The organism is Micromonospora sp. NPDC048898 (assembly GCF_043198035.1).
GTDB lineage: Bacteria > Actinomycetota > Actinomycetes > Mycobacteriales > Micromonosporaceae > Micromonospora.
In genome coordinates this window covers 1,279,579-1,303,284 of record NZ_JBICUF010000001.1, presented here as the reverse complement: position 1 = coordinate 1,303,284, position 23,706 = coordinate 1,279,579, and the positions used below count along the sequence as shown (strand labels likewise).

General features: G+C 71.7%; 25 protein-coding genes. 12 read left to right on the top strand and 13 right to left on the bottom strand.

The window, feature by feature from the left end; translation table 11 throughout:
• Positions 1–114: 114 nt before the first annotated feature.
• Together ACGFIQ_RS06175 and ACGFIQ_RS06170 are read left to right on the top strand one after the other, a co-directional pair.
• Entirely contained in the window at positions 115–1,680 is a 1,566-nt protein-coding gene (locus tag ACGFIQ_RS06175) for a DHA2 family efflux MFS transporter permease subunit (RefSeq protein WP_393239839.1), read from the top strand.
• Entirely contained in the window at positions 1,664–2,266 is a 603-nt protein-coding gene (locus ACGFIQ_RS06170; protein WP_393239836.1) for a TetR family transcriptional regulator, read from the top strand. The genes ACGFIQ_RS06175 and ACGFIQ_RS06170 overlap by 17 nt, the downstream gene beginning before the upstream one ends.
• Positions 2,267–2,566: 300 nt before the next feature.
• On the opposite strand, the gene ACGFIQ_RS06165 is transcribed toward ACGFIQ_RS06170, so the two are convergent.
• Positions 2,567–3,451: an NAD(P)-dependent oxidoreductase gene (locus ACGFIQ_RS06165; RefSeq protein ID WP_393239833.1), complete on the bottom strand. Its 885-nt coding sequence runs from the start codon at positions 3,449–3,451 to the stop codon at positions 2,567–2,569.
• Positions 3,452–3,486: 35 nt separating this feature from the next.
• On the opposite strand from ACGFIQ_RS06165, the gene ACGFIQ_RS06160 reads away from it, so the two are divergent.
• Entirely contained in the window at positions 3,487–3,858 is a 372-nt protein-coding gene (locus ACGFIQ_RS06160; protein ID WP_393239830.1) for a winged helix-turn-helix transcriptional regulator, read from the top strand.
• Between the two features lie 396 nt (positions 3,859–4,254).
• Here ACGFIQ_RS06160 and ACGFIQ_RS06155 read toward each other — a convergent pair whose 3' ends face one another.
• The 3 genes from ACGFIQ_RS06155 to ACGFIQ_RS06145 all read right to left on the bottom strand — a co-directional run bounded on the left by ACGFIQ_RS06155 (position 4,255) and on the right by ACGFIQ_RS06145 (position 6,326).
• Positions 4,255–5,022, bottom strand: a complete 768-nt coding sequence (locus tag ACGFIQ_RS06155; RefSeq protein ID WP_393239827.1) for a hypothetical protein — start codon at positions 5,020–5,022, stop codon at positions 4,255–4,257.
• Between the two features lie 83 nt (positions 5,023–5,105).
• Positions 5,106–5,705, bottom strand: a complete 600-nt coding sequence (locus tag ACGFIQ_RS06150; protein WP_393239824.1) for a ClpP family protease — start codon at positions 5,703–5,705, stop codon at positions 5,106–5,108.
• A gap of 135 nt (positions 5,706–5,840) precedes the next feature.
• Positions 5,841–6,326 carry a helix-turn-helix domain-containing protein gene (locus ACGFIQ_RS06145; protein WP_393239821.1) on the bottom strand — a complete coding sequence of 162 codons (486 nt, stop codon included), beginning with the start codon at positions 6,324–6,326 and terminating at the stop codon, positions 5,841–5,843.
• A gap of 187 nt (positions 6,327–6,513) precedes the next feature.
• Here ACGFIQ_RS06145 and ACGFIQ_RS06140 point away from each other — a divergent pair, with 187 nt between their 5' ends.
• A complete protein-coding gene (locus ACGFIQ_RS06140; protein ID WP_357075897.1) occupies positions 6,514–7,527 on the top strand; it encodes a potassium channel family protein in 1,014 nt (337 codons plus the stop codon).
• Positions 7,528–7,554: 27 nt separating this feature from the next.
• Here the strand turns inward: ACGFIQ_RS06140 and ACGFIQ_RS06135 are convergent, their stop codons facing one another.
• Positions 7,555–8,034, bottom strand: a complete 480-nt coding sequence (locus tag ACGFIQ_RS06135; RefSeq protein ID WP_393239816.1) for a MarR family winged helix-turn-helix transcriptional regulator — start codon at positions 8,032–8,034, stop codon at positions 7,555–7,557.
• A gap of 82 nt (positions 8,035–8,116) precedes the next feature.
• On the opposite strand from ACGFIQ_RS06135, the gene ACGFIQ_RS06130 reads away from it, so the two are divergent.
• Positions 8,117–8,761 (top strand): FMN-dependent NADH-azoreductase, encoded by a 645-nt coding sequence (locus ACGFIQ_RS06130; RefSeq protein WP_393239813.1) that lies wholly within the window; start codon positions 8,117–8,119, stop codon positions 8,759–8,761.
• Positions 8,762–8,830: 69 nt separating this feature from the next.
• Here ACGFIQ_RS06130 and ACGFIQ_RS06125 read toward each other — a convergent pair whose 3' ends face one another.
• The 3 genes from ACGFIQ_RS06125 to ACGFIQ_RS06115 all read right to left on the bottom strand — a co-directional run bounded on the left by ACGFIQ_RS06125 (position 8,831) and on the right by ACGFIQ_RS06115 (position 13,513).
• Entirely contained in the window at positions 8,831–9,865 is a 1,035-nt protein-coding gene (locus ACGFIQ_RS06125; protein WP_393239810.1) for a 2-oxoacid:ferredoxin oxidoreductase subunit beta, read from the bottom strand.
• Positions 9,858–11,705 (bottom strand): 2-oxoacid:acceptor oxidoreductase subunit alpha, encoded by a 1,848-nt coding sequence (locus tag ACGFIQ_RS06120; protein ID WP_393239807.1) that lies wholly within the window; start codon positions 11,703–11,705, stop codon positions 9,858–9,860. The genes ACGFIQ_RS06125 and ACGFIQ_RS06120 overlap by 8 nt, the downstream gene beginning before the upstream one ends.
• Before the next feature lie 362 nt (positions 11,706–12,067).
• Complete coding sequence (locus ACGFIQ_RS06115) at positions 12,068–13,513, bottom strand: hypothetical protein (protein WP_393239804.1); 1,446 nt, start codon at positions 13,511–13,513, stop codon at positions 12,068–12,070.
• A gap of 128 nt (positions 13,514–13,641) precedes the next feature.
• On the opposite strand from ACGFIQ_RS06115, the gene ndhC reads away from it, so the two are divergent.
• The gene (ndhC, locus tag ACGFIQ_RS06110) at positions 13,642–14,019 is read left to right on the top strand and encodes an NADH-quinone oxidoreductase subunit A (protein ID WP_088986508.1); all 378 of its coding nucleotides are present in this window, start codon (positions 13,642–13,644) and stop codon (positions 14,017–14,019) included.
• 66 nt (positions 14,020–14,085) lie between these two features.
• On the opposite strand, the gene folP is transcribed toward ndhC, so the two are convergent.
• On the bottom strand, positions 14,086–14,955 hold the full coding sequence (folP, locus tag ACGFIQ_RS06105; protein ID WP_393239801.1) for a dihydropteroate synthase: 870 nt from the start codon (positions 14,953–14,955) through the stop codon (positions 14,086–14,088).
• A 153-nt stretch (positions 14,956–15,108) separates the two neighbouring features.
• On the opposite strand from folP, the gene ACGFIQ_RS06100 reads away from it, so the two are divergent.
• Genes ACGFIQ_RS06100 through ACGFIQ_RS06085 form a run of 4 tightly spaced genes read left to right on the top strand, consistent with a single transcriptional unit; the run spans position 15,109 to position 17,491 of the window.
• Positions 15,109–15,738, top strand: coding sequence for a DivIVA domain-containing protein (locus ACGFIQ_RS06100; protein WP_393239798.1), 630 nt, complete (start codon positions 15,109–15,111; stop codon positions 15,736–15,738).
• Complete coding sequence (locus ACGFIQ_RS06095) at positions 15,735–16,232, top strand: SRPBCC family protein (RefSeq protein ID WP_393239795.1); 498 nt, start codon at positions 15,735–15,737, stop codon at positions 16,230–16,232. The genes ACGFIQ_RS06100 and ACGFIQ_RS06095 overlap by 4 nt, the downstream gene beginning before the upstream one ends.
• Positions 16,233–16,272: 40 nt before the next feature.
• Entirely contained in the window at positions 16,273–16,842 is a 570-nt protein-coding gene (locus tag ACGFIQ_RS06090) for a DNA-3-methyladenine glycosylase I (RefSeq protein WP_357075870.1), read from the top strand.
• A gap of 25 nt (positions 16,843–16,867) precedes the next feature.
• On the top strand, positions 16,868–17,491 hold the full coding sequence (locus ACGFIQ_RS06085; RefSeq protein WP_393239791.1) for a hypothetical protein: 624 nt from the start codon (positions 16,868–16,870) through the stop codon (positions 17,489–17,491).
• Here ACGFIQ_RS06085 and ACGFIQ_RS06080 read toward each other — a convergent pair.
• From ACGFIQ_RS06080 to ACGFIQ_RS06065, 4 genes are read right to left on the bottom strand one after another with little or no spacing between them, the layout of a single operon-like run.
• Positions 17,488–18,729 (bottom strand): DUF1501 domain-containing protein, encoded by a 1,242-nt coding sequence (locus tag ACGFIQ_RS06080; protein WP_393239788.1) that lies wholly within the window; start codon positions 18,727–18,729, stop codon positions 17,488–17,490. The two genes, ACGFIQ_RS06085 and ACGFIQ_RS06080, sit on opposite strands and share 4 nt — an antisense overlap.
• Positions 18,730–18,743: 14 nt before the next feature.
• Positions 18,744–20,042, bottom strand: a complete 1,299-nt coding sequence (locus tag ACGFIQ_RS06075) for a DUF1800 family protein (RefSeq protein ID WP_393239785.1) — start codon at positions 20,040–20,042, stop codon at positions 18,744–18,746.
• 59 nt (positions 20,043–20,101) lie between these two features.
• The gene (locus tag ACGFIQ_RS06070) at positions 20,102–20,893 is read right to left on the bottom strand and encodes an enoyl-CoA hydratase-related protein (protein WP_393239782.1); all 792 of its coding nucleotides are present in this window, start codon (positions 20,891–20,893) and stop codon (positions 20,102–20,104) included.
• Between the two features lie 4 nt (positions 20,894–20,897).
• Positions 20,898–21,716, bottom strand: coding sequence for a PaaX family transcriptional regulator C-terminal domain-containing protein (locus ACGFIQ_RS06065; RefSeq protein ID WP_357075855.1), 819 nt, complete (start codon positions 21,714–21,716; stop codon positions 20,898–20,900).
• 190 nt (positions 21,717–21,906) lie between these two features.
• Here ACGFIQ_RS06065 and ACGFIQ_RS06060 point away from each other — a divergent pair, with 190 nt between their 5' ends.
• Together ACGFIQ_RS06060 and ACGFIQ_RS06055 are read left to right on the top strand one after the other, a co-directional pair.
• Complete coding sequence (locus ACGFIQ_RS06060; RefSeq protein ID WP_007455245.1) at positions 21,907–22,074, top strand: DUF3117 domain-containing protein; 168 nt, start codon at positions 21,907–21,909, stop codon at positions 22,072–22,074.
• Positions 22,075–22,221: 147 nt separating this feature from the next.
• Positions 22,222–23,694, top strand: coding sequence for a leucyl aminopeptidase family protein (locus ACGFIQ_RS06055; protein ID WP_393239778.1), 1,473 nt, complete (start codon positions 22,222–22,224; stop codon positions 23,692–23,694).
• The last annotated feature ends 12 nt before the right edge of the window (positions 23,695–23,706 follow it).

The window sequence follows — 23,706 nt, the reverse complement described above, 5'->3', positions numbered from 1 at the left end:
CGGTCGCCCTCAGTCGGAACCCATCCGCCGTTTGCAGTGCGTTCCCTGGCTTGACTTCCTCAATGTGGGGGTTACCTTTATTTAGAGGTAGCACTTATAGGAGGGTGGGCGCCCATGAAGATGGCCGGGTCGAGCCGATGGTTGGCGCTGGGAGCCGTCAGCTTGAGCGTGCTCACGGTGAGTCTGGACGGCACGGTCCTGTCGGTGGCGCTGCCGACACTGGCGGAGGAACTCGACGCCTCGCAGGCCGATCTGGTCTGGTTCTCGGCGGGCTACCTGCTCGTCCTGGCCGCGGCCGTGTTGCCGGCGGGTCTGGTTGGTGACCGCTTCGGCCGCAAGAAGGTCATGCTCTCGTCGCTGCTCGCCTTCGGGCTGGGCTCGGCGATCTGCGCGTACGCCACGTCGGTGGGCGTCTTCCTGGCCGGCCGGCTCCTGCAGGGCCTGGCCGGTGCCGGGATCACGGTCATGGCGCTGTCCGCCCTGATCGTCCTGTTCGACGAGCAGGAGCGCCCCAAAGCCGTCGGCATCTACCAGGCAGCCAACTTCATCGCCCTGCCACTCGGCCCGATCCTGGGTGGCTGGATGCTGTCAAGTTTCTGGTGGGGGTGGGTCTTCCTGATCAACGTGCCGGTCGTCCTGCTCGCGGTGGCGGTGGGCGCCGCACTCATCCCAGAGTCACGAGCGGCACAGCGGCCCGGACTGGACCCGCTCGGTACGGTCGGCTCGACGCTGGGACTGACGCTGGTGATCTACGGCCTCGTCGAAGCTGCCGAGAAGAGCTGGCGCAACCCTGTCGTGCTGGTGTCGATCGTCGCCGGCGCCGCTGTCCTCGCCGGGTTCGCCGCGTGGGAACGCCGACTCGGACATCAGCCCGGTGGTCAGCCGTTGATCGACTCGGCGCTGTTCCGGTCCGCTTCGTTCGTGTGGGGCGCCGTCCTCACCGCGGTCGCGGGTCTGGCCATGATCGGGGTGCTGTTCACCATGCCCCAGTACTTCCAGGACATCCGAGGCGTCGACACCCTCGGCTCCGGACTGCGCCTGCTGCCCCTCATCGGGGGAATGGTTCTCGGCGCGGGGCTGGCGAGCCGGCTCACACTCGCCCTCGGCGCACGGATCAGTGCCACCGCGGGCTTCGTACTCCTCGCCGCCGGTCTGGGGGTGGGCGCCGGGACCAGCCTTACCGCGGGCATCGGGTTCGTCGCGGGCTGGACGGCCGTCGTCGGCCTGGGCACCGGCCTGGCGCTGGTCGCCGCGACGGCCGCCGCGCTGTCCGGCTTGTCGGTGGAACGCAGCGGAACCGAGTCCGCGGTGGTCCAGGCGTTCAACAAGACCAGCGGTCCGCTCGGCACTGCCATCATGGGCAGCGTGCTCGTCGCCGTCTACCACGCACGCCTCGACAGCGCCGACCTCGACGGCGTCCCCGCACCCGCCGCGCAGGCAGCCCGCCGGAGCCTGTCCGAAGGCATCGCGGTCGCTCGCGAGATCGGCTCACCCGCCCTCGAACATGCGTCCCGCGTGGCCTTTGTGGACGGGCTGAGCGTCTCGCTGCTGGTCTGCGCGGGTATCGCAGTCGTCGGCGCGGTCGCCGCCGCAGCATTTCTTCCCCACCGGGATTCCGATCAGAGCACCGGCGCTGGCCGGACGTCGAAGGAGGCTTCCGCACATGCCATCGCGGGCTAACTACCCAACGCCGGGCCTGCGCGAACGCAAGAAAGCCAGGACCCGCGCCGCCATCCAGTCCCACGCCCTACGGCTGTTTCGCCAACACGGCTACCAGGACACCACGATCGAACAGATCATCAACGCCGCCGAGGTCTCCGAGACAACCTTCTTCCGATACTTCCCCACCAAGGAAGACGTCGTACTCCAAGACGATTTCGACCCCCTGATCGCCCAGATCCTCCTCGACCAACCGCGCGAACTCTCACCGATCCAGGCCATCCGCGCCACATTCCGCCAGCACTTCACTCAGCTCCCACCTGAGCAACACCAGCAGATGCGCGATCGGGTCTCCCTCATCACCGTCGAACCCGCGCTGCGAGCCGCCATGCTCGACCAGTACTCCCAGGCGCTGCAACTCCTCGCTGACGCCGTCGCCGAACGCACCGGGCGCGCGCGCGACGACCTCGCCGTCCGCACCATCGCCGGCGCCGCCATCGGCGCCATGATGGCCACCCTCGCCACCCTTGCCGACAACCCGACCGCCGACCTGCCCACGACCATGGACCAGGCTTTCGAACACCTGGAGGCTGGACTCTCGCTGTGAACAAGCCATCTCACGATCGCTGAATATCTGGCGCTCCATCCCGCACCGACGGCGCAACCCTTCTCCCGCACGCTCCGCCTGTTCGACAAGGACACTCAGCTCACTGAGGAACTGCGGCATCGCCACCGACGCGAGTGTCCGCAGACCGTAAGGCCGCCCAGCCAGGGCAGACGCCTCCCGGTCCGGGGGCAGGCTCAGCGTCCGCACCTCCTCCCAGGCCCCGGGGGGTACGTCGGCGACACCACCACGACGTTGCCCGGTCGCTGCGGAACAGCTGCCCGTCGACGTCAACGCCGACCATCAGCGCCGCCCCAGCACCTCGGCGACCCGGATGAAACCGTCGGTGCCGTGGCCCAGCCCGATCGCGCGGCGGGCCATGCCCTCGGCTGCACGCATCACGCCCGCGTCGATGCCGTGCGCCTCGGACGTGTGGACGATGTGGGCCATGGACGAGACCGCGGAGGTCATCGGGTTGTCCTCGCCGGAGAAGCTGCAGTTGTCCACCTCCTCGGCGGTCTGCTCGAAGATCGGCGGCAGGATCGCGCCGATGCCCATGGCGAACGGTGCCAGCTCCCGCGCGGTCACACCCTCCGCCCGGGCCACCGCCAGGGCGTGCGCGTAGCCCGCCATCGCGGTCCAGAAGATGTCGAGCAACGCGATGTCGTACGCCGCGGCCCGGCCGATCTCCTCGCCGAGGTGGGTGTGGGTGCCGCCCAGCGCGTCCAGCGCCGGACGGTGCTCCTGGTAGAGCGCCGTTGGGCCACTGTGGATGAACACCCCGTCCGGCATTCCGATGGTGGTGATCGGCGTCATGATGGCGCCGTCCAGGTATCCGATGTCGTGCCCGGCCGCCCATTGCGCCGTGTCCCGGGCCCGGGTCGGAGTGTCCGCGGTCAGGTTCGCCACCGTGCGTCCCCGGAGCGCGGCGGTGACCGCGTCGCGTCTCAGGATGGCGTCCGACGCGTCGTAGTTGACCACGCAGACCACGGTCAGCCCACTCGCGGCGACCGCCTCCTCGGCCGATCCGGCGGCGGTGGCGCCCCGCTCGACCAGGTCCCGACCTCGGCCCGGGGTCCGGTTCCAGACCGTGGTCGGCAGGCCGGCGTCCAGGAACGCGCCGGCCAGGGCCCGCCCCATCGGCCCCAGGCCGAGCACCGTGACAGACTTTTCGGAGTACGAGGGCATGCTTCAACTCCCAGAGGTGTAGGAAGACAACGAAGATGACGCGCAGTCGTGCGCAGGACCTCAACGTTTGCGGAGTGACCGCCGCGATCGTCGTGATCGACGGCAAGTGGAAGACGTCTCTGCTCTGGCTGCTGGAGTCCGGTCCCCACCGTCCCGGCGAGCTGCGCCGGCAACTGCCGGGCCTCACCGAGAAGGTGTTGACTCAGGCGCTCCGCGAGATGGAGGCCGACGGACTTGTGCACCGGGAGGTGCACGAGGTGCTGCCGCTGAAGACCGTCTACTCCCTGACCGCGTTCGGCCGGGACCTCGCCGAGGCGTTGGCTCCCGTTTCCGACTGGGGCCACCGTCGCCTGGAGAGGCTCACCGCGGCCGAGGGACCTCCCGCACTATCGCCCACCTCCCCGTAGACCCGGCCCCGCGACCACCCACAACCAGACTCACCCGCACCCGACGCGGCGACAAGTACCCACAAATTGGTGGCTACCGCGGGGGTCGTCGTGGGTGTCCGTACCGTTCAGGTGGCGTGGCCCGGGGCGGCACGGCCAGGTTCACCGTCAGCGCGGCCATAGTGGTGGCGAAGAAGACCGCCCACCCCACGAGGTGGCGGGAACCCACCCGGCGGTGGGCGATGAGCGCCCACGAGGCCCCTCAGGGACGGATCGGTGCCGCGGTCTGTTACCGGCAGCGCTGTGACCTGCGGCCACAGCGTGTGCCACGCCGGCTCGGGTCGGGCGTCGGACGCAGCGTGGGCTGCGGGAGACCCGCAGCCCACGCCTGTGCCGCCGACGACGTGTCGGCTGCGGTCAGAGGAACGCGTACATCTCGGCGGAGGCCGCCTCGGTCTCGCCGGCGGGCGGAGCTTGCACCGTGACCGGCTTGCCGAAGTCGCTCATCCGCATCTCGGTGACGAGGTCGCCCAGCGACTTCGTGGCAATCGTGTAGGAGAGCATGGTCATGCGCCCGTCGGCGTCGAGGGTCGCCTCGAACGGGATCGCCGTCGGGTCCTTCGCCAACTTGGCGGACGCCTCGATGCCGTCCTTCATTCCGGCCTCGGTGCTGGCCGCCGCGGCGGCCTTGTTGAGATCGGCGACGCCGGTGTAGCGGCCTCCGCCGGTCTCCTGGGCGGACACGGTGCCGCCGATGAGGCCGGTCTGCGACTTGAAGTCGAACGACTGGCGCAGCGTGCTGCTCGGCTTGAGCTTGCTGAGGTCGATCTTCATCCAGGGCTTCTTGCCTTCGAGCGAGTCCGACTTGAGGTAGGCGGCGTCGCCGATCATCCGCACCTCGATCGGCTCCGGAGCCTTACCGCTGATCTGGACCGCGCGGGCGGCCGGGTCCATCTTTCCGCTGAGGGTGATCGACTGGGCGCCGGCCTTGACCGAGGCCTGCATGCTGAGCGCGCCAGCGAGGCTGCGGTCCATGCCCTGCTTGACGGCGGCAACGGGGTCGGCTTTGGACGTCGCCGGGGCGGCCGACCCGCCGGGCGTCGCCGGCTTGTCGGAGGTGGTGCCGCAGCCGCCAACGAGGGCGACGGCGAGGGCTATCGAGAGGGTGGGTATCAATCGGCGCATAGACGTGACCCTAATGGGCGGCCGCTACCCGGTTTTGCCCGTGGTGGCGGCGCGGCAGGCCAGGGTGGGTTCAGTCGCGGGGATCAGACGGTCGGCAGTTGCTCGGCTCGGCTGAGCACCTGGTCGATGAGGCCGTAGTCCCGGGCCTGTTCGGCGGTGAACCAGCGGTCCCGGTCCCAGTCCTGCTGGATTTCTTCCAGCGTCCGTCCACTGTGTTGGGCGATCAACTCCTGCATCGTCCGCTTCACGTGCAACATGTTCTCCGCCTGGATGGTGATGTCCGAGGCGGTGCCGCCCATTCCACCGGACGGCTGGTGCATCATGATCCGCGAGTGCGGCAGCGCGTAGCGTTTGCCGGCCGCGCCCGCGCAGAGCAGGAACTGCCCCATCGAGCCGGCGAACCCGAGCGCAAGGGTGGCCACGTCGTTGCGGACGTAGCGCATCGTGTCGTAGACCGCCATCCCCGCGCTCACCGACCCGCCCGGCGAATTGATGTAGAGGAAGATGTCGCGGTCGGCGTCCTCCGCGGCAAGCAGCAGGATCTGCGCGCAGATCTGGTTGGCCGACTCCTCGGTCACCTCGGTGCCGAGGAAGACGATCCGTTCCCGCAGTAGCCGCTCGAACACCTGGTCGCCGAAGGACGGCTGCGCGCCGTCCAACATCCGCACGCCGTGGGAGATCATGGGTCGCCGCCTTCCACCGTGCCGGCGGGCGGTGGGACCGCCCGGTGGACCGGCCCCTCCAGCGTGCGGGCGACGATGCTGGCTGGCCCAGTGATTCTGCCGCCGGCAGATCCGCCGACGGCAGAACCGCGCGGCCTACGCGGCGATCACCCGCCGCGCGCCCGCCCGGGCCCCCGCACAACCACGCAGAGCGGCGGTACGCGGACCGGAGCGCGAGCCACCAGCGGAGGCCATCGCCCCGACGCAGAGGGTCGGGCCGCTCGCCCCGGGCGTGCGGTGCAGGACCGGCCGGCTCGTCCGCAGGGCGTGCTGGCTCGTGTCGTGTCGAGCCGCCTCGGCCCGTTCGAGTCGGGGGAGTTGCGCTCGTGGCCCGGCCGGGACGCGAGGCTCCACCCGGCGCAGGTCGTCGCGGGCCGCCTCCAGCAGGTCGGAGAGGCGGATGCCGAGCGCCCGGCAGATCGCCGCGAGCACCTCCGAGGAGGCCTCCTTACGACCGCGCTCGACCTCGGACAGGTAGGGCACGGAGACACCGGCGGACGCGGCCACCTCTCGCAGCGTTCGGCCCTGGCTCTGACGCAGTCGGCGGAGCACTCCGCCGATGACCCGTCGCAGCAACGACATGCCGGCCTCACTTTCGCGGTCGTCGTCGGGAACACCCTCATCATGCCCGTCCCCAGCGGTCCGGGCCGACCCGTCCGGGCCCGCGCCGCTCGACGACGCTGGTCCGCTGCGCAACCCGGACGTGCCGGGCACGGCGTACCCGCTATGTTGTGCTCGTGCAGGCGACGGTGGCGGGGCAGGTTCGACGGTGATCCATTTCCCCGCGCAGCGCCGCGGCCCGCTGAGCGCGCTGAGCCTGCGGCTCGCCGCCGCCCTGGGCCTGGTCTTCGCCGTGGTCGCCGCGGTCTATCTGGGCCGGGACGGCTACCGCGATGTCAACGAGGACGGCCTCACCCTGCTCGACTGCTTCTACTACGCGGTCGTGTCGCTCTCCACGACCGGCTACGGCGACATCACGCCGGCCGCGCCGTCGGCCCGGCTGGTCAACGTCCTCTTCATCACTCCGGCCCGAGTGATCTTCCTGATCATCCTGGTCGGCACCACCCTGGAAGTTCTGACCGAGCAGTACCGGACCGGCCGGCGCCTGTCGCGGTGGAGGAGAAGCGTGAAGGACCACGTCATCATCTGCGGCTACGGTACGAAGGGGCGGAGCGCGGTCTCCGCCCTGCTGGAGAACGGTCTGGACCGGTCGCGGATCGTGGTGGTGGAGCGCAGCGCGGCCGCCCTGCGGCAGGCCACCTCCGCCGGTCTGGTGGCGATCGAGGGCTCGGCGACCCGCTCGTCGGTGCTGAACGAGGCCCACGTCAAGAACGCCAAGGCCGTGATCATCGCGACCGACAGTGACGACGCGTCGGTGCTTGTCGCGCTCACCGTACGGCAGCTCACCGCCGGGCAGGTGCGGATCATCGCGGCGGCCCGCGAGGCGGAGAACGCGCCGCTGCTCAAGCAGAGTGGCGCGCATCACGTGATCGTCTCGTCGGCCACCGCGGGCCGGCTGCTCGGCCTGTCCACCTCGGCCCCGCCGCTGATCGACGTGGTGGAGGATCTGCTCACTCCGGGTCAGGGCATGGCGTTGGCGATGCGCTCGGCGGAGCGGGACGAGGTGGGTCGTTCACCACGCGAACTGGAGTCGTTGGTGATCGCTCTGGTGCGCCGCGGCAAGGTGGTCACCCTGGCCGACCGGGCCGGCGCGGTGATCGAGACCGGCGACATGCTGGTGCACGTACGCGACGACCGCCCGCAGTCGGCGACGACCGCCTGACCGCCCCGCGGCTGTGGTGGCGCCTGGTCAGCAGGTGTCGTCGGTGCCGTGGATCGCCTCGGTGCAGGTGATCGACGTGCCGGCGGAGGCCCGGCTCAGCAGCTTGTAGAGCGTCTCCCGCTCACTGGGATCCAGAGCGCCCAGCACCTCGTCCTCGGCACTGGCCAGGGCGCACTCGGCCTCACTGAGGCGTTTTGCCCCATTTTCGGTCAGCTCGACGACGTGTCGGCGGCGATCCTCGGGGGAGCGTCGACGCTCTACCAGCTGCCCAGCCTCCAGGTCGTTGAGCAGCCCGACGATGTTGGTGCTGTCCATTTCCAGGATGGCGGCGAGCGCCTGTTGGCCGGTGCCGCCGCCGGCGCGCAGCACGGTGAGCGCGACCAGGTGTCGGGGGCGTAGCCCCAGCGGCGCCAGCACCGACTCCGACCGCAGTCGCATCCGTCGGGCCAGATGGTCCAGGAGTGCGCCCGAGCGGTGCTCTGCGGAATCGAGCGGCTGCGCGGACATGTGACCCAGTCTACCGACTCAACGGAACATCGGCCTGCTATAAATAGTTGGTGCTGCACAGACGATCCTTGGAGGAGGAATAATGCATCTGCTGCATATCGACTCAAGCATTCGAGGTGACTGGTCGGTCAGCCGCCGGCTCACCGCCCGCGCGGTCGCCACGTGGCGTGCGGCCCATCCGGACGGCACGGTGACCTACCGGGACCTGGGCGCGGATCCGCTGCCCCACCTGGACGCGGCAGGCGGCCTGGCCCGGATGACGCCTCCGGACCAGCACACCCCGGCGCAGCGCGAGTCCTGGGAGCTCAGCGAGCGGCTGGTCGACGAGGTGAAGCAGGCCGACGTGGTGCTGCTCGGCCTGCCGCTCTACAACTACGGCGCGCCCAGCAGCGTCAAGTCCTGGGTCGACCACCTGATCGTCGCCGGCCTCACCTACGACCCGACGACGCAGGAGGGCCTGCTCGGCGGCCGCGAGTTCGTGGTGCTGGCCACCCGGGGCGGCGGCTACGGTGAGGGCACCCCGCGGCACGGCTGGGACCACGCGGAGCAGTGGCTCCCGCACGGCCTGTCGATGACCGGCCTGGAGCCGCGCTTCATCAGCACCGAGTTGACCCTGGCACCCTCGGTGCCGGCGATGGCCGAGCTGATCCCGCTGCACGAGGCGAGCCTCGCGGCCACCGAGAAGGAGATCGACAACCTCTGGACGCCGGCCTCCGCCCAGCGCTGAGGCAGCGCCGGTACGACGAGAGCGGCCGCCCCCGGATCGGGGACGGCCGCTCTCGTCAACACGGTCGGATCAGAGGATCGTCCAGGTGTCGCCACTGCCCAGCAGGCCGGCGAGCTGCTGCTCGGGGGTCTCGGTGACAGTCGCCTTGGCGGCCGCGAGCTGACCCTGCACCACGCTGTCGTAGGACGGTCGGTCCACCGAGCGGAACACCCCGATCGGGGTGTTGCGCAGGTCCAGGCCGGGCAACCGGGACAGCGCGAAGGCGTACGCCGGGTCGGTCACCGTCGCGTCGTGCACGACGATCTCCTCCGGGCGGACCGAGCTGGTCTCCCGGACCTCCAGGCCGAAGCCGCCCGGCGGGTGCACCACGCAGAACTGCCCGTCGGCACCGAAGGTGATCGGCTGCCCGTGCTCCAGGCGGATCAGGTAGTCGTCCCGGGTGGACGGGTCCTTGAGCTGCTCGAACGCCCCGTCGTTGAAGATGTTGCAGTTCTGGTAGATCTCCACGAACGCCGAACCCTCGTGCTCGGCGGCGGCCCGCAGCACCGACTGGAGGTGCTTGCGGTCCGAGTCGATGGTCCGGCCGACGAAGCTGGCCTCCGCGCCGAGGGCGAGCGAGAGCGGGTTGAACGGGGCGTCCGCCGAGCCGGCCGGGGTCGACTTGGTGACCTTGCCGACCTCGGACGTCGGCGAGTACTGGCCCTTGGTCAGACCGTAGATCCGGTTGTTGAACAGCAGGATCTTGAGGTTGACGTTGCGCCGCAACGCGTGGATCAGGTGGTTGCCACCGATGGACAGCGCGTCACCGTCGCCGGTGACCACCCAGACCGACAGGTCCGGTCGGGACACCGACAGACCGGTCGCGATCGCCGGGGCACGGCCGTGGATCGAGTGCATCCCGTACGTGTTCATGTAGTACGGGAAGCGGGACGAGCAGCCGATCCCGGAGACGAAGACGGTGCGCTCCCGCGGGATGTTCAGCTCCGGCATGAACTGCTGGATGGCCGCCAGGATGGCGTAGTCACCGCAGCCGGGGCACCAGCGCACCTCCTGGTCGGACTTGAAGTCCTTCGCGGTGAGCTTGAGGGCGACGGGCTCAGACATTCTTCAGGACCTCTTCCAGCGTCGTCTCCAGCTCGGCGGCCGTGAACGGCAGGCCACGGACCTGGTTGTAGCTGATCGCGTCGACCAGGTAGCGGGCTCGGATGACGTGGGCGAGCTGGCCCAGGTTCATCTCCGGGATGACCACCCTGTCGTACGAGCGCAGCACCGCACCGAGGTTGGCCGGCATCGGGGCGAGGTGCCGCAGGTGTGCCTGGGCGATGGACAGGCCGCGCTGGCGCACCCCACGGCAGGCCGCGCCGATCGGCCCGTACGTCGAGCCCCAGCCGAGGACCAGCACCCGGGCGTCGCCGTCCGGGTCCTCCACCTCGATGTCGGGCACCGGGATCGCCTCGATCCGGGCGGCACGGGTGCGCACCATGAAGTCGTGGTTGGCCGGGTCGTAGGAGATGTCACCGGTCTTGTCGGCCTTTTCCAGGCCGCCGATGCGGTGCTCCAGCCCGGCGGTGCCGGGGATCGCCCACGGCCGGGCCAGGGTCTCCGGGTCGCGCAGGTAGGGCAGGAAGGTGGTGCCGTCGTCGCCGTTGGGCTTGGTGGCGAACTCGACCCGCAGGTCGGGCAGCGACTCCACGTCGGGCAGCAGCCACGGCTCGGAGCCGTTGGCCACGTAGTTGTCGGACAGCAGGATCACCGGCGTGCGGTAGGTCAGCGCGATCCGGGCCGCCTCCAACGCCGCGAAGAAGCAGTCCGATGGCGACCGGGGCGCGATCACCGCGACCGGTGCCTCTCCGTGCCGACCGTAGAGCGCCATGTTGAGGTCGGCCTGCTCGGTCTTGGTCGGCATGCCTGTCGACGGGCCGGCGCGCTGCACGTCCACGATCACCAGCGGCAGCTCCAGCGCCACCGCCAGCGAGATCGTCTCGCTCTTGAGCGCCACACCCGGGCCGCTGGTGGTGGTCACGCCGAGCGACCCGCCGTACGACGCGCCAAGCGCCGCGCCGACCGCGGCGATCTCGTCTTCGGCCTGCATGGTGAGCACGCCGAAGCGCTTGTGCTTGCTCAGCTCGTGCAGGATGTCCGACGCCGGAGTGATCGGGTACGCACCGAGGAAGACCGGCAGCCCGGAGCGGACCCCGGCGGCGACCAGCCCCAGCGAGAGTGCCGCGTTGCCGGTGATGTTGCGGTAGGTGCCCGGCTTCATCTTGGCCGGCTTGACCTCGTAGCGGACCGCGAAGTCCTCGGTGGTCTCGCCGAAGTTCCAGCCGGCCTTGAAGGCGGCGACGTTCGCCGCGACCAGCTCCGGGCGGGACGCGAACTTGCGCTCCAGGAAGCGCAGCGTCGACTCGTACGGTCGCGAGTACATCCAGGAGAGCAGGCCGAGGGCGAACATGTTCTTCGACCGTTCGGCGTCCTTCTTGGACACCTGGTGGTCGGCGAGCGCGCCGACCGTCATCGAGGTGAGCGCCACCGGGTGCACGACGTAACCGGCCAGCGAGTCGTCGTCCAACGGGCTGGTCTGGTAGCCGACCTTGGCGAGGTTGCGCCTGGTGAACTCGTCGGTGTTGACGATGATGTCCGCGCCGCGCGGCAGGTCGGCCAGGTTGGCCTTGAGGGCCGCCGGGTTCATCGCCACCAGCACGTTCGGCGCGTCGCCCGGGGTGAGGATGTCGTAGTCGGCGAAGTGCACCTGGAAGCTCGACACACCGGGCAGGGTGCCGGCGGGAGCCCGGATCTCGGCGGGGAAGTTGGGCAGGGTGGAGATGTCGTTGCCGAGCTGCGCCGTCTCCGAGGTGAACCGGTCGCCGGTCAACTGCATGCCGTCGCCGGAGTCACCGGCGAACCGGATGACGACCCGGTCGAGCTGACGGATCTGCTTGGTCACTGTGCCACCTTCGTTCGCGACTGCGGGGCTGGCAAGACCGGCTCACTCCTCGCGCTCACGCCTCGCTGCGCGTGGGCGCGCGGGCGGCTGAACATGATGGTGACCTCGCCTTGCCCGGCCACGGAACCTCCTTGACGCGACGTTTCACCGCACCGCCTCAGGCTAGTCCGGTCGCTGTCGTACCCTCACCCGAGAGCCTACGTCTAAGGGGGCCCTAACCACTGCCGGAGGTCCGCCGACTGGGACCGCCGTGGGCTAGGGAATGCCCTGGTTTGCGGTCTTACGCACCGGCCGCCGTAATCCAGATCACCACCCGGCGGCACCGCCGACCCCGAGCACGCGCGGTCGGGGTCGCCCGTCGATCAGTCGGCGGTGTGGGGCGCGGGCTCGGGCCTGGGGCCGGAGAACCGGCGGCGCAGCGCCGTGGTGGCCAGCGTGAGAGCCAGCACCACCAGCAGCCCGGACACCACGATCAGGAGGACCGCGGTGCGCTGCACCGAGGTCATCCCGTCGTCGCCGACGGCGGCACCCCCGGGGAGTACGCCCTGGGAGCCGGTCGGCGCGGGTGGTGAGACCACCGGCGTGGCCAGCGCGGCCGCCGCGGTGATCCGGAAACTCATCTGCACCTGTCGGGTCGGGCCGCTGCGCGGGTCGAGTCGACCGATCACGGCACCGGACGACGGCGCTTCCCGCTGGGCCTGCGGCGTCGCCTCCACCGGCAGCCGCAACTCGACGGTCTCGCCCGCCGGCACCGGGCCCGCGTCGCAGCGGGTCCGGGTCTCGTCGACCGCCACGCAGCCGGGCGGCGGGGTCGGGACGGTCACCCCGGCCGGCAGGACGACCTCGACCCGACCGGCGGCGTCCACCGTGCCGGTGTTGCCCAGCCGGAGTGCGAGGGCGCTGGCGGTGCCGCTGATGTCGAAGGCGACCTCGTCGGCGGCCAGCGCGATCCCGGGCACCGGCGGACCGGGCGGGAAGAGCACCGCGAAACCCTGGTCGTCGACCGCTTCCCCGGGCACGCCCGGCGCGTCCGCGACGACCCGGACGGAGCCGGCGAGAGGCATCCTCTGCCACGCGGTGCCGTCGACCCGCAGGCGGAGCAGAGCGCTGAACCGGACGCCGGCTCCGGTCGTCCAGGCCCCGCAGGAGTACGCGCCGCCACCGGCGGCGGTACAGCCCTTCGTCCCGGCGTCGGTCAGCCCGGCCGGCAGCGTGTACGAGAGGCGGATGCGTTGCGCGGTCGTGCCGGTGTTGTTGACAGTCACCTGGAGGGTGGCGGCCGAGCTGGCCGCGTTCCAGTACGCCTCGGTGAGTGTGACGTCCTGGGTGGTGACCTGCACGCCGAGCGGGTTCGGCGGCGGTGCCTCCGGACCCGGGGCCGGCGGGCGGACCGGCGGGACCGGGGGAGCCGGCGGCACCGGGGGCGCCGGTGTGGGTGCTCCGCCCGGCCCGGGCGCGGCGTTGCTCGGTGCCGGCGGCACCTCCGGCGCGGTGGTCTCCGGTGCCGGCGGCGTCGTCTCCGGTGGCGGCGCGGTGGTCTCCGGGGCCGGGTTGGTCGGCACCGGGTCCCCGCTCGGCTCCTCGGTCGGGGGCGGGTCCTGTGTCGGGGTGGCCCCGGGGTCGCCCCCTGGTTCGTTGACCGGGTCGGTCGACATCACGACCGGGACCGCGTCCGGCGCCGCCGCGCTGGCCCAGGCCGGCCCGACGGCGAGCGCCGCGAGTAGACCGAGCGCGAGCGAGACCGCCAGCAGGGACGCGGGGCGCGGCCCCTCCGCCCGCGTACCGGGCGATGCCTTCAGGCGGGCCATCTGTCCTCCGGTGACATGGGTGGGGGTCCAATATCCGTAACAGTTGCCCCGGTGCACTAGTCCCGTGTGGAAACAAATCCGTAACGTGTTTGGGACGGCCACTCCGGGCGGGCGGTAGGCTCCCGACTGTGACCGGATACCTGGGCTCGTACGCGACGCTCGGTCTCTTGCTGCTCGCCAGCGTTCTGTTCTTTGTTACGGCGTTCTCGGCCAACCGGGTGTTACGCCCCGCGCGTCCGGCCGACCCGCCCGGCAAGCGGGCCAGCTACGAGTGCGGGCTCGACCCGGTCGGCGCGGACTGGGCACAGATGCAGATCCGCTACTACGTGTACGCGTACCTGTACGTGTTGTTCGCGGTCGAGGCGGTGTTCCTCTTCCCGTGGGCGGTGGTCTTCGACCGGCCGGGCTTCGGTCTGGTGACGGTGGTGGAGATGGCGGTGTTCGTGGCGGTGCTCGCGCTCGGCATCCTCTACGCCTGGCGCAGGAACATCCTCCGCTGGACCTGAGCGTCCCGACCTCCGGCGATCGTGCCGGTCGCCCGACCGTTGGCGGTCGGTTGTGGCGACGACAGGTCAGGCCAGGCCGCGGCGGGTCGCCGCCGGCGGACGGTCGCCCCGGATCGAGGCCACCATGTCCAGCACCCGGCGGGTCGGGCCGACCTGGTGGGCTCGGAACACCCGGGCGCCCAACCAGGCCGAGACCGCCGTCGCGGCGAGCGTCCCCTCCAGCCGTTCGGGCACCGGCAGGTCCAGCGACTCACCGATGAAGTCCTTGTTGGAGAGCGCCACCAGCACCGGCCAGCCGGTGCCGGTCAGCTCGCCCAGTCGGCGAGTGATCTCCAGGGAGTGCCGGGTGTTCTTGCCGAAGTCGTGCGCCGGGTCGATGAGGATGCCGTCGGGGCGTACCCCGGCCGCCACCGCGCGCTCGGCGAGCCCGGTCACCGTCGCGGCGACGTCGGCGACCACGTCGGTGAAGGCGGCGCGGTGCGGCCTGGTCCGGGGGACCAGGCCGCCGGCGTGCGCGCAGACCAGGCCCGCGCCGGTCCGCGCGGCCACCCGGGCCAGGGCTGGATCGGCACCCGACCAGGTGTCGTTGAGCAGGTCGGCGCCGGCCGCCACGGCCTCCGTCGCCACCTCGGCGCGCCAGGTGTCGATCGAGATCACCACCTCGGGGAACGCGGCCCGGACGGCGGCGATGGTGTCCACCGTGCGACGGATCTCCTCGACGACGTCCACCTCCACGCCGGGGCCCGCCTTGACCCCGCCGATGTCGATGATCGCCGCGCCCTCGGCCACGGCCCGCTCCACCGCGCGCAGAGCGCTGTCGGCGGCGAAGGTCGCGCCCCGGTCGAAGAACGAGTCCGGTGTGCGGTTGATGATCGCCATCACCACCAACTCGTCGGGGGCGAACGTGCGCCCGCCCAGCCGAAGCGCCCCGGCCATGCCCGCCTCCCGAGAGTCTGCCGTCGCCGCCGCGTCGGCCGACCCCGACGCTAGCTGGTAGCCGGGCCGCGACCGTGGGCGGCGTCGGTACGGATCGTGATCGGGACGGGTGGCGGGGTCGCTACCGGACGGCTGCCGTGCCACGATCAGTACATGGGTCAGCTTCTGCTCCTCCTGGTCGTGGCGTTGACGGTCGCGGCGGTGATATTCGGCGTGACGGTGCTGGTCAGTGGCCGTGATCCCGGTCTGGCGCCCGCCGAGCCGGATTCGCAGGCCGTGGCGTTGCCCGGCACCCGACCACTGCGTGAGTCCGACGTGGGCGCGGTCCGTTTCGACACCGCTCTGCGCGGGTACCGGATGTCCCAGGTCGATCAGGCGATGCGCCGTGCCGCCTACGACATCGGCTACAAGTCGGAGCTGATCGGCGTACTGGAGGCGGAGGTCGCCGCGTTGCGTGAGGGCCGCACCGACGACGCGGACGTGCTGCGTGACGCCCGCGAGCAGTCCGCCAGCAAGGCGGCGTCCGCGGACGCGGCCCAGCCCGATGTCGCGGAGTCCGACGTCGCGGCGGCCTCGTCGACCGCCGAGGCGGGCTCCGGGGCTGCGCCGGTCGGCGCGACCGGCACGGGTCCGCTGCCCACCGCCACCTCGTCCCCCGCGGATTCCGACGGCGTGGCCGTCGTTCCCCCGGGCGACGAGCCGGCCGATCGTGAGCAGACCGACGGCGCGCCCGCCGCCGGCACCGGGCAACACGGCGCGACGGTTCGGTCGGAGTCGGCGTGACCGGGCCGGGCGGGGCGGACGATCTTCGTGAGGCCGCCCACCCCGGCGCTGGTGAGGTAACCGCCACCGTGATCGTCGACGCTCCCGCCGAGCGGGTCTTCGCCGCCCTGCTCGCCTGGGAGCGTCAGTCCGACTGGATCCCGTTCACCCGCGTCCGCGTGGTCGAGGGCGACGGGCGCGAGGGCAGCCGGATCGAGGCCGTCACCGCGCTCGGCCGGGCCGTGCTGCGCGACGAGATGCGGGTGGTCCGCGTCGACGAGCCGTACGAGATCGGCGTGGTGCACTACGGCCAGTTGCTGCGCGGCCCAGGTGTGCTGCGCTGCACGCAGTTGGACCGGAACCGCACCCAGGTCGTCTGGCACGAGTGGTTCCACCTGCCGGGCGGCCGGGCCGGCCGACTGGCGTGGCCGGTGCTCTGGCCGGGCTCCAAGCTCGGCCTCACCCAGGCGCTGAAGAGGTTCGCCCGTCTGGTCGAGCAGGGCCGGCTGCCCTGACCGCGATGGGGTGTCGGAGCGATGCCCTAGCGTGTACGACGTGACTGACCTGGTGATCGGTGCCGACGGGCTGCCCCGTTGCGCCTGGGGGTCGAGCACCCCCGACTACGCCGTCTACCACGACACCGAGTGGGGGCGGCCGCTGCACGGCGACGACGCACTGTACGAGCGGATGACGCTTGAGGCGTTCCAGTCCGGGTTGTCCTGGCTGACGATCCTGCGCAAGCGCCCGGCGTTCCGGCTGGCCTTCGACGAGTTCCACATCCCGACGGTCGCCGGCTACTCCGACGCCGACGTGACCCGGCTGCTCGCCGACGCCGGCATCGTCCGTAACCGGGCCAAGATCGAGGCGGCGATCGCCAACGCCCGCGCCGCCCTGGAGGTCCCGGAAGGGCTGTCCGCGCTGCTCTGGTCCTTCGCCCCGGCGCCCCGGCCCGCCCGCCTCACCTCGTTCGCCGAGCTGGCGCCGATCACCGCGGAGTCGACGGCGATGGCCAAGGCACTCAAGAAGCGCGGCTTCCGGTTCGTCGGCCCGACCACCGCGTACGCGCTGATGCAGGCCACCGGCATGGTCGACGATCACATCGTCGGCTGTCACGTCACCCGCTGACCGGAGACATGATGGGATGGCAGGCATGACGACCGAGACCGCGTACCGGGCCGGTGGATCCGGCCGTGCCGACGGCGTGGGCACCTGGGCGGTGCTGCTGCCCGCCGAGCGGTACGAGGCCGAGCGGCTCGTGCACCACGACACGTTGGAGCTGACCGGCCTGGCCGGCCTCGCCCGGCCGGGGCCGGGAGACCAGGTGGCGGTGCTCGTCGACGCGCCGCCACGGCTGGTCGCGCTCGGTCGGGTCAGCACGCCGGGTCAGCGCCACCGGGACGACCCGGACGACCCACAGTCGCCGGTCGAGCCGGAGACCGTCGTCGTGGCGTACACCCGGCGGGCCTTCGACGAGCCGGTGCCGGCCGACCTGCTGACGCTCGACGGGCCGGTCACCGCCCTGGACCCGGCGGCCTTCCGGGCGCTGGCCGACCAGCTCGGGCCGCCCCCGGCCCGGCGCACCTGGCTGGTCAGCCTCGACCTGCCGATCGAGGCCGCCACGCGGGCCGAGGCGGTCCGGCTGTTCTGGTCGTACGTGCAGGAGCTGGGCCCGCGTGAGCTGCCCACCTTCGTCTCGCCGTCCGGTGACGAGCTGGCCATGCAGGCGTTCGTGCTGGGCGAGCAGGCCAACCAGGACCCGGAAGAGGACGACTAGAAGAGTTTGTCCACTCGTCCCCGCCAGTCGGCGAGGATCGGGCCCGGGTCGGTGTCCAGCACCCGTTCCAGCAGCGTGGCGTAGACATCCCGGAAGTCGGTGGTGTATTTCAGGTCGCCGTCATCGAGATCGGTGAGGCTCGGCGGCGCACCGTGCCAGCCACCCCGGACACCCGCGCCGAGCAGCAGCACGTCGGAGGCGGTGCCGTGGTCGGTGCCGTCCGAGGCGTTGGCCCGGACGCGACGGCCGAACTCGGAGTAGACCGCCACCACCACCTTCCGACCCGCCTCGGTGCGACTCATCCGGTCGGCGAACCCGGTCAACGCCCGGTCCACCTGACCCAGGAGGACGGCCTGCAACTGCTTCTCGTCGGCGTGCGTGTCGAAGCCGCCGAGCGACACCGAGAAGGCCCGGGTGGACACTCCCGCCTCGATGCACTGCGCGACCAGGTCGAGCTGCGCGTCCAGTGGGGTGCGTGCCCCGCCGGTCGCCGTCGCGGGCGCCTGCTCGCCGTCCGGGTCCGCCGCGTCCGGGTCGGCGGAGTCGCGTACCTGGCGGATCATCTCGTCCACCGACCGCAGGTCGGCGAAGCAGGCTGCGGCCCGCCCCCGGGCCGCCGACTCACCCGCCTCGGCGGCGGCGAGCGCGGCCAGCGTCTCGGCGGGCAGCCCCTTGGCGGCCTTCCGGTCGGCCACCGGCACGGCCGCGCCCGCGCTCCGCTCCCCGGCCAACAGTGGCGGCAGCGCCGGCTCGAAGGAGACCGCCAGCCGGGGGTCGCCACCGGCGGAGTCCAGCCAACGGCCCAGCCAACCGGTGTTGCCCGGCCGGTCCGGCTGCGCGGTGTGCCAGATGTCCATCGACCGGAAGTGGCTGCGGTCCGGCTTCGGGTAGCCGACTCCGCGCACGATCGCCAGCCCGCCGCCGGACCAGCGCCGGTGCAGGCCGGCCAGTGCCGGGTTGAGGCCGAAACCGTCGTCCAACCGCAGCACCTCCGCATCCGGGTACGCCAGCTCGGGGCGGGCCGCCCGGTAGGCCGGATCGGCGTACGGGATGACCGTGTTGAGCCCGTCGTTGCCGCCGTAGAGGGTCACCAGCACCAGCGTGCGGGCCTGCGGATCACGGTCCCCGCTGGTGTCCAGCAGGTCCCGCAGGCGGTACGCGCCGGCGCCGGCGGCCAGCGCGCTCGCGCCGACCACCCCGCTGGTCAGCAGGAACCTGCGTCGGGTCTGGGTGTCCATGTCGACTCCTCCGCTCAGCTGACTGTGTATTCGGGGCTGACCAGGCCGGCGGCCAACAGCTTGCGGGGCTCGCCGGCCAGCGGGGTGAGGGCGGCGCGGGTGCGCGCGCTCCAGCCGTCGACCACCAACAGCCGGGCCAGCGCGTCCGGCCGACCGGCGGTGGGCGCGGCGGTCAGCCGGGCCAGCACCGCAGGTGCCACCGCGGTGGCGAGCATCCCGGCCGTGCGCAGCCGGGCCTGCAACGACGAGGTGGTCAGCCAGGCGGCCCCGGCCGGCCAGCCGCCCACGCTCGGCGGTCGCAGCGGCACCTGGTCCAGCGCGCTCAGGCCGGCCAGTAGTTGTTTGTGTTGCTGTTCGGGTAGGGCGGAGGGTCGGATGCCCAACTGCCGCAGCGCTCCGACCAGCCACTCCACCGGCTGCTTGACGAGCGTGCCGCGGGTCTGTGCGAAGGCCGGCGACGAGAGGATCGCCCGCAGGGTCGCGATGGTGTCCGTGCCGGCCAGGCCCTCCGGTGCCGGGACGTCGCTGCCGGCGTAGCGGAACCACAGCCGTCCGGCCACGAAGGTCGCCGCCGCGGGTTGGGCGGCCAGCAGCCCGGCGTACGACTCGGCGTCGAACCTGCCGCTCTGCCCGAGGATGCTCTTCTCGCCGGGGTCGTGTCGTTTGGCCTCGAAGCGGGCCACCCCGGTACGCCTGTCGACCACCCAGCCCGTCAGGGCACGCGCGCCGGCCTTCACGTCCGCCTCGGAGTAGGTGCCGATGCCGAGGGTGAACAACTCCATCAGCTCGCGGGCCAGGTTCTCGTTCGGTGCCTTGCGGGTGTTCTTCTGTCCGTCCAGCCAGATGATCAGGGCGGGGTCGCGCACCATCGCGGCGACGAGTGGGGCCAGCGGCCCCCGTCCGTGCCGGCGCAGCGTGTCCAGTTGGCCCTGCATCACCCGGGCCGACTTGACCTTCTGCGCGCTCGTCGCCCAGTGCCCGTGCCAGAAGAAGAGCAGCTTCTCGGTCAGCCCGTCCTCGGCGGCCACCATCCGGTCCAGCCACCATCCGGTGACCTGCTGGAGCTGCTTGCGACGTTCCGCGTTGGCCTGCTGCCGCTGCTCGCGTGTGGAATTGGCGCTCAGCTGGGCGTACGGGTCGGTGGCCAGCACCGGCGGCGGAGTGGCCGCCGCGCCACGATCGGCGCGGGTCGGGGTGAGCAGGCTGTCCAGGGTGGCCGCCGGACCGGCCCGCTCGGCGGCGTCCACCTCGTCTGCGGTCGGCCCGAAGGTGGCCCGGCGCAGCAGGTGCGCCACCGCTTCACGATCGCTCATGGACGCCGACGCTAGGCGGCCGGTGTTCGAGGACGGTAAGGGCGGCGTGCGAGTTGCGTTCAGCGTCCCTCGAAGACCGGTTTCTGCTTGCCGACGAAGGCGAACGTGGCCGCCCGGTGGTCCGCGGTGGCACCGCAGATCGACTGGGCCTGCGCCTCGGCCGCGAGGGCGTCGGCGAGGGTGCCGGCGTCGGCGATGGAGAGCTGCCGCTTGATCGCCCCGTAGGCGATGGTCGGGCCGGCGGCGAGGCGAGCGGCCAACTCCTGGGCGGTCGGCAACACCTTCTCGTCGTCATCCACCAGGCGGTTGAGCAGGCCCAGCCGGCACGCCTCCTCGGCGCGGACGGGCTCGGCCAGCAGCAGCAGCTCCACCGCCTTGGCGTGGCCGACCAGCCGGGGCAGGGTCCAGGAGGCGCCGGTGTCGGCGGCGAGGCCCACCTTGGCGAAGGCCATCAGGAAGCTGGTGGTCGGGCCACCGATGCGGATGTCGGCGAGAAACGCCAGCGACGCGCCCGCTCCGGCGGCCATGCCACGAACCGCGGCGATCACCGGCTTGGGCAGGTTGGCGAGCCGGGCGGCGATCGGGTTGTAGTGCGCCCGCACGGTGCCCAGCGGATCACTCGCGGAGTTTTCCAGGGTCGACACGTGCTCCCGCAGATCCTGACCGGCACTGAACGAGCTGCCGGCCCCGGCCAGCACGACCGCCCGGCAGGACCGGTCGGTCTCCAACTCCGCCAGGGCGTCCCGCAGCGCCTCCTTCAGCGCCACGTCGAGCGCGTTCATCGCGTTCGGCCGGTTCAGCGTGAGGGTGACGACGGCGTCGGTCCGGTCGACCAGCAGCGGCTCGGTCACGTGTCTAACGACCCTTCTGTCGGACGAGGCGGTTGCCGGCGTCGAGGCACTGTTCGACGTACCGGTCGGCGGCCGGACGCAGGCGGGCCGCGTGCCGGTCGAAGAAACTGGCCGCTGCGGTGCCGGGCCAGCGTTCGGGCAGCAGCGCCGGGGGCAGCTGCGGGTCCCGGAAGAGGAACGTACGCCACGCGTGCACGAGCCGGAACCGGGTCGCGTACGCCTCCTCGTCGCTGCTGCGCACGGTGACGGCCGAGAGGAGTGGGCGCTGGTCCGCGACGAACCGCTCGTAGGCGCGGCCGATCTCGGTCAGGTTCCATGCGCGCCGGACCACACCCATGGCGCCGGGGGTGCCCGAGAAGTGCGAGGCGGTGAACCGCTCGAACCGGATGCCGGCCTCGGCGAGGATCAGGTCGACGTCGTCCGCGGGGCGGGTCGCGACCCAGGTCTGCTCGTCGAGCGTGCCGTAGCCGAGGAAACTCAGGTTGGCGGCGAGCCGCTGCCGGTCCCGTCGGGAGCCGGGGGCCTCCAACACCAGCAGATCGAACCGGCCGTCCCAGGTGACCCGGCCGGTCCGGTAGATCCGCGACGCTGCCTCGTCGAGTCGCCGGGCGGCTTTCGGTGTGATCGAATAACCCGGCCCGGAGATCAACCGCAGCGGTTCGAGCCAGCCCTGGCGCACCATCCGGGACACGGCGGTGCGAACGGCTGGCGGTGCGATTCCCAGCGGCGCCAGCAGCTTGACCAGGGCAGCAACCGGTGCGCGGCCACCCCTGGGTCGGAGGTGGTCGCCGTACAGGTCGAAGAGTGCCGACCGTGCCTGCATGACCGCACATTGTGACAGGCCTTCTCAAGATAAGCTAGATGCTGTTACATCAATGCTGCTCCGGTTTGGGTCCGGCGGTGTTCATCAGGGAAAATCGTCTGTCGACACCCCCGCGACCGTTGCGGGTGGTCGTGACGAAGTGGCTGTGGGGCAACCCACCGACCCTGGTGTAGGTCTGAGGGGAGACAACATGGCGGCGATGAAGCCGCGGACGGGCGACGGTCCGCTGGAAGTCACCAAGGAGGGGCGGGGCATCGTCATGCGGGTCCCGCTGGAGGGTGGTGGCCGGCTCGTCGTCGAGATGACTCCCGACGAGGCCAACGCGCTCGGTGACGCGTTGAAGGCGGCGGCCGGCTGAGTAAGGAGTGGTCCGGGCGGCTTCCGCCGCCCGGAGCGTTCTTCGGACCCTGAGCCACCGGTATCGCCGGTGGCTCAGGGTCTTCATCTGCGCGGGCAGGCGGGCTCGGTCCCGCTCCGCGACACTTCCCTGGAGGTACGGTTCCGCGTGCTCGCCATCCGTCTGACCGCCGAGCCCGACCGGCTCGACGTCCTCGTCCTGCCTGTCCGTCCCGTCGATCCGGCAGCGGACGGTGGCGTCTCGGTCGAGCCCGTGTCGACCGCCACGACGCCCCCGGACGGCACGGCCGGCGAGGCAGCCGCGCTGGTGCCGGCGGCCCGACTGACCGGCCGAGCCGGCGAGATCCACACCCAGCTTCGCCCCGGCCGTACCCCGGGCCGGCTCCTGCTGCTCGGCATCGGCGACGGTGGCGAGGCGGCCTGGCGGACGGCAGGCGCGGCCCTGGCCCGCTCCGCCACAGATGAGACGCATATCACTATCGCGCTGCCGACCGAGGTCACTCCGGCCGCGGTGCGCGGGCTGACCGAGGGGCTGCTGCTCGCCCCGTACCGGTACCGGCTGACCGAGGCGGGCGACCCACCGACGCTCAGCGGCGTCGACCTGCTGCTCGCCGATCCGGCCACCTTCGAGGCCACCGTCGCCACCGCCCGGACCACCGCGGCGATGACCCATCTCGCCCGTGACCTGACCAACACCCCCTCGTCGGTGAAGACCCCGCAGTGGTTCGCCGACCAGGTGACGTCCGCCGCCGCTGACCTGCCGGACCTGCGACTGCGGGTCCGCGGCCCGGCCGAGCTGGCCGCCGAGGGCTTCGGCGGGATCCTCGCGGTGGGCGGTGGCTCGGCCAGCGGCCCCCGACTGGTCGAGCTGGACTGGCACCCCGACGGTGCGCGTACGCACGTGGTGCTTGTCGGCAAGGGCATCACCTTCGACACCGGCGGCATCTCGATCAAACCGGTACCGGCGATGAAGCTGATGCGCAAGGACATGGCCGGCGCGGCCGCGGTCGTCGCCGCCACCCTCGGCGCCGCCGCGCTGCGGCTGCCGGTCCGGATCACCACGCTGGCCCCGCTCGCCGAGAACATGGTCAGCGGCTCGGCGTTCCGCCCCGGCGACGTCATCCGGCACTACGGCGGCACGACAAGCGAGACGACGAACTCCGACGCCGAGGGCCGTCTGGTCCTCGCCGACGCCCTGGCGTACGCGGTGCAGCAGCTCAAACCGGACCTGCTGATCGACCTGGCCACCCTCACCGGTGCCAATGCCGTCGCCCTGGGCAAACGCACCGCCGCCCTCTACAGCGAGAACGACCAACTGGCCGCCGACGTGCTGGCCGCGACCGAGGCGGCCGGCGAGTCCGCCTGGCGGATGCCGCTGCACAACGACTACGCCGAATACCTGGGCAGCGACATCGCCGATCTCTACAGCGCGCCGGCACAGGGCGCCGGCTCGGTGCTGGCCGCCCTCTACCTGCGCGAGTTCACCGGCGAACTACGGGACCGCTGGCTGCACCTGGACATGTCGGCCCCGTCCTGGGCGGACGGCGACGACGCCGAGGTCAGCCGCGGCGCCACCGGCTGGGGCGTGCGGTGGCTGCTGCGCTGGCTAACCACCGTCTAGCCCCCTCCCGCG

What these genes read in the sequence shown, in the direction of transcription:
- ACGFIQ_RS06085 (WP_393239791.1), top strand. Translation starts at nt 16,868, where the DNA reads ATGACGACCGAGACCGCGTACCGGGCCGGTGGATCCGGCCGTGCCGAC.
- folP (WP_393239801.1), bottom strand. Translation starts at nt 14,955, where the DNA reads ATGGCCGGGGCGCTTCGGCTGGGCGGGCGCACGTTCGCCCCCGACGAG.
- ACGFIQ_RS06075 (WP_393239785.1), bottom strand. Translation starts at nt 20,042, where the DNA reads ATGAGCGATCGTGAAGCGGTGGCGCACCTGCTGCGCCGGGCCACCTTC.
- ACGFIQ_RS06175 (WP_393239839.1), top strand. Translation starts at nt 115, where the DNA reads ATGAAGATGGCCGGGTCGAGCCGATGGTTGGCGCTGGGAGCCGTCAGC.
- ACGFIQ_RS06155 (WP_393239827.1), bottom strand. Translation starts at nt 5,022, where the DNA reads ATGCGCCGATTGATACCCACCCTCTCGATAGCCCTCGCCGTCGCCCTC.
- ACGFIQ_RS06145 (WP_393239821.1), bottom strand. Translation starts at nt 6,326, where the DNA reads ATGTCGTTGCTGCGACGGGTCATCGGCGGAGTGCTCCGCCGACTGCGT.
- ACGFIQ_RS06160 (WP_393239830.1), top strand. Translation starts at nt 3,487, where the DNA reads ATGACGCGCAGTCGTGCGCAGGACCTCAACGTTTGCGGAGTGACCGCC.
- ACGFIQ_RS06170 (WP_393239836.1), top strand. Translation starts at nt 1,664, where the DNA reads ATGCCATCGCGGGCTAACTACCCAACGCCGGGCCTGCGCGAACGCAAG.
- ACGFIQ_RS06080 (WP_393239788.1), bottom strand. Translation starts at nt 18,729, where the DNA reads ATGGACACCCAGACCCGACGCAGGTTCCTGCTGACCAGCGGGGTGGTC.
- ACGFIQ_RS06165 (WP_393239833.1), bottom strand. Translation starts at nt 3,451, where the DNA reads ATGCCCTCGTACTCCGAAAAGTCTGTCACGGTGCTCGGCCTGGGGCCG.
- ACGFIQ_RS06100 (WP_393239798.1), top strand. Translation starts at nt 15,109, where the DNA reads ATGGGTCAGCTTCTGCTCCTCCTGGTCGTGGCGTTGACGGTCGCGGCG.
- ACGFIQ_RS06065 (WP_357075855.1), bottom strand. Translation starts at nt 21,716, where the DNA reads ATGCAGGCACGGTCGGCACTCTTCGACCTGTACGGCGACCACCTCCGA.
- ACGFIQ_RS06115 (WP_393239804.1), bottom strand. Translation starts at nt 13,513, where the DNA reads ATGGCCCGCCTGAAGGCATCGCCCGGTACGCGGGCGGAGGGGCCGCGC.
- ACGFIQ_RS06125 (WP_393239810.1), bottom strand. Translation starts at nt 9,865, where the DNA reads ATGTCTGAGCCCGTCGCCCTCAAGCTCACCGCGAAGGACTTCAAGTCC.
- ACGFIQ_RS06130 (WP_393239813.1), top strand. Translation starts at nt 8,117, where the DNA reads ATGCATCTGCTGCATATCGACTCAAGCATTCGAGGTGACTGGTCGGTC.
- ACGFIQ_RS06150 (WP_393239824.1), bottom strand. Translation starts at nt 5,705, where the DNA reads ATGATCTCCCACGGCGTGCGGATGTTGGACGGCGCGCAGCCGTCCTTC.
- ACGFIQ_RS06060 (WP_007455245.1), top strand. Translation starts at nt 21,907, where the DNA reads ATGGCGGCGATGAAGCCGCGGACGGGCGACGGTCCGCTGGAAGTCACC.
- ACGFIQ_RS06135 (WP_393239816.1), bottom strand. Translation starts at nt 8,034, where the DNA reads ATGTCCGCGCAGCCGCTCGATTCCGCAGAGCACCGCTCGGGCGCACTC.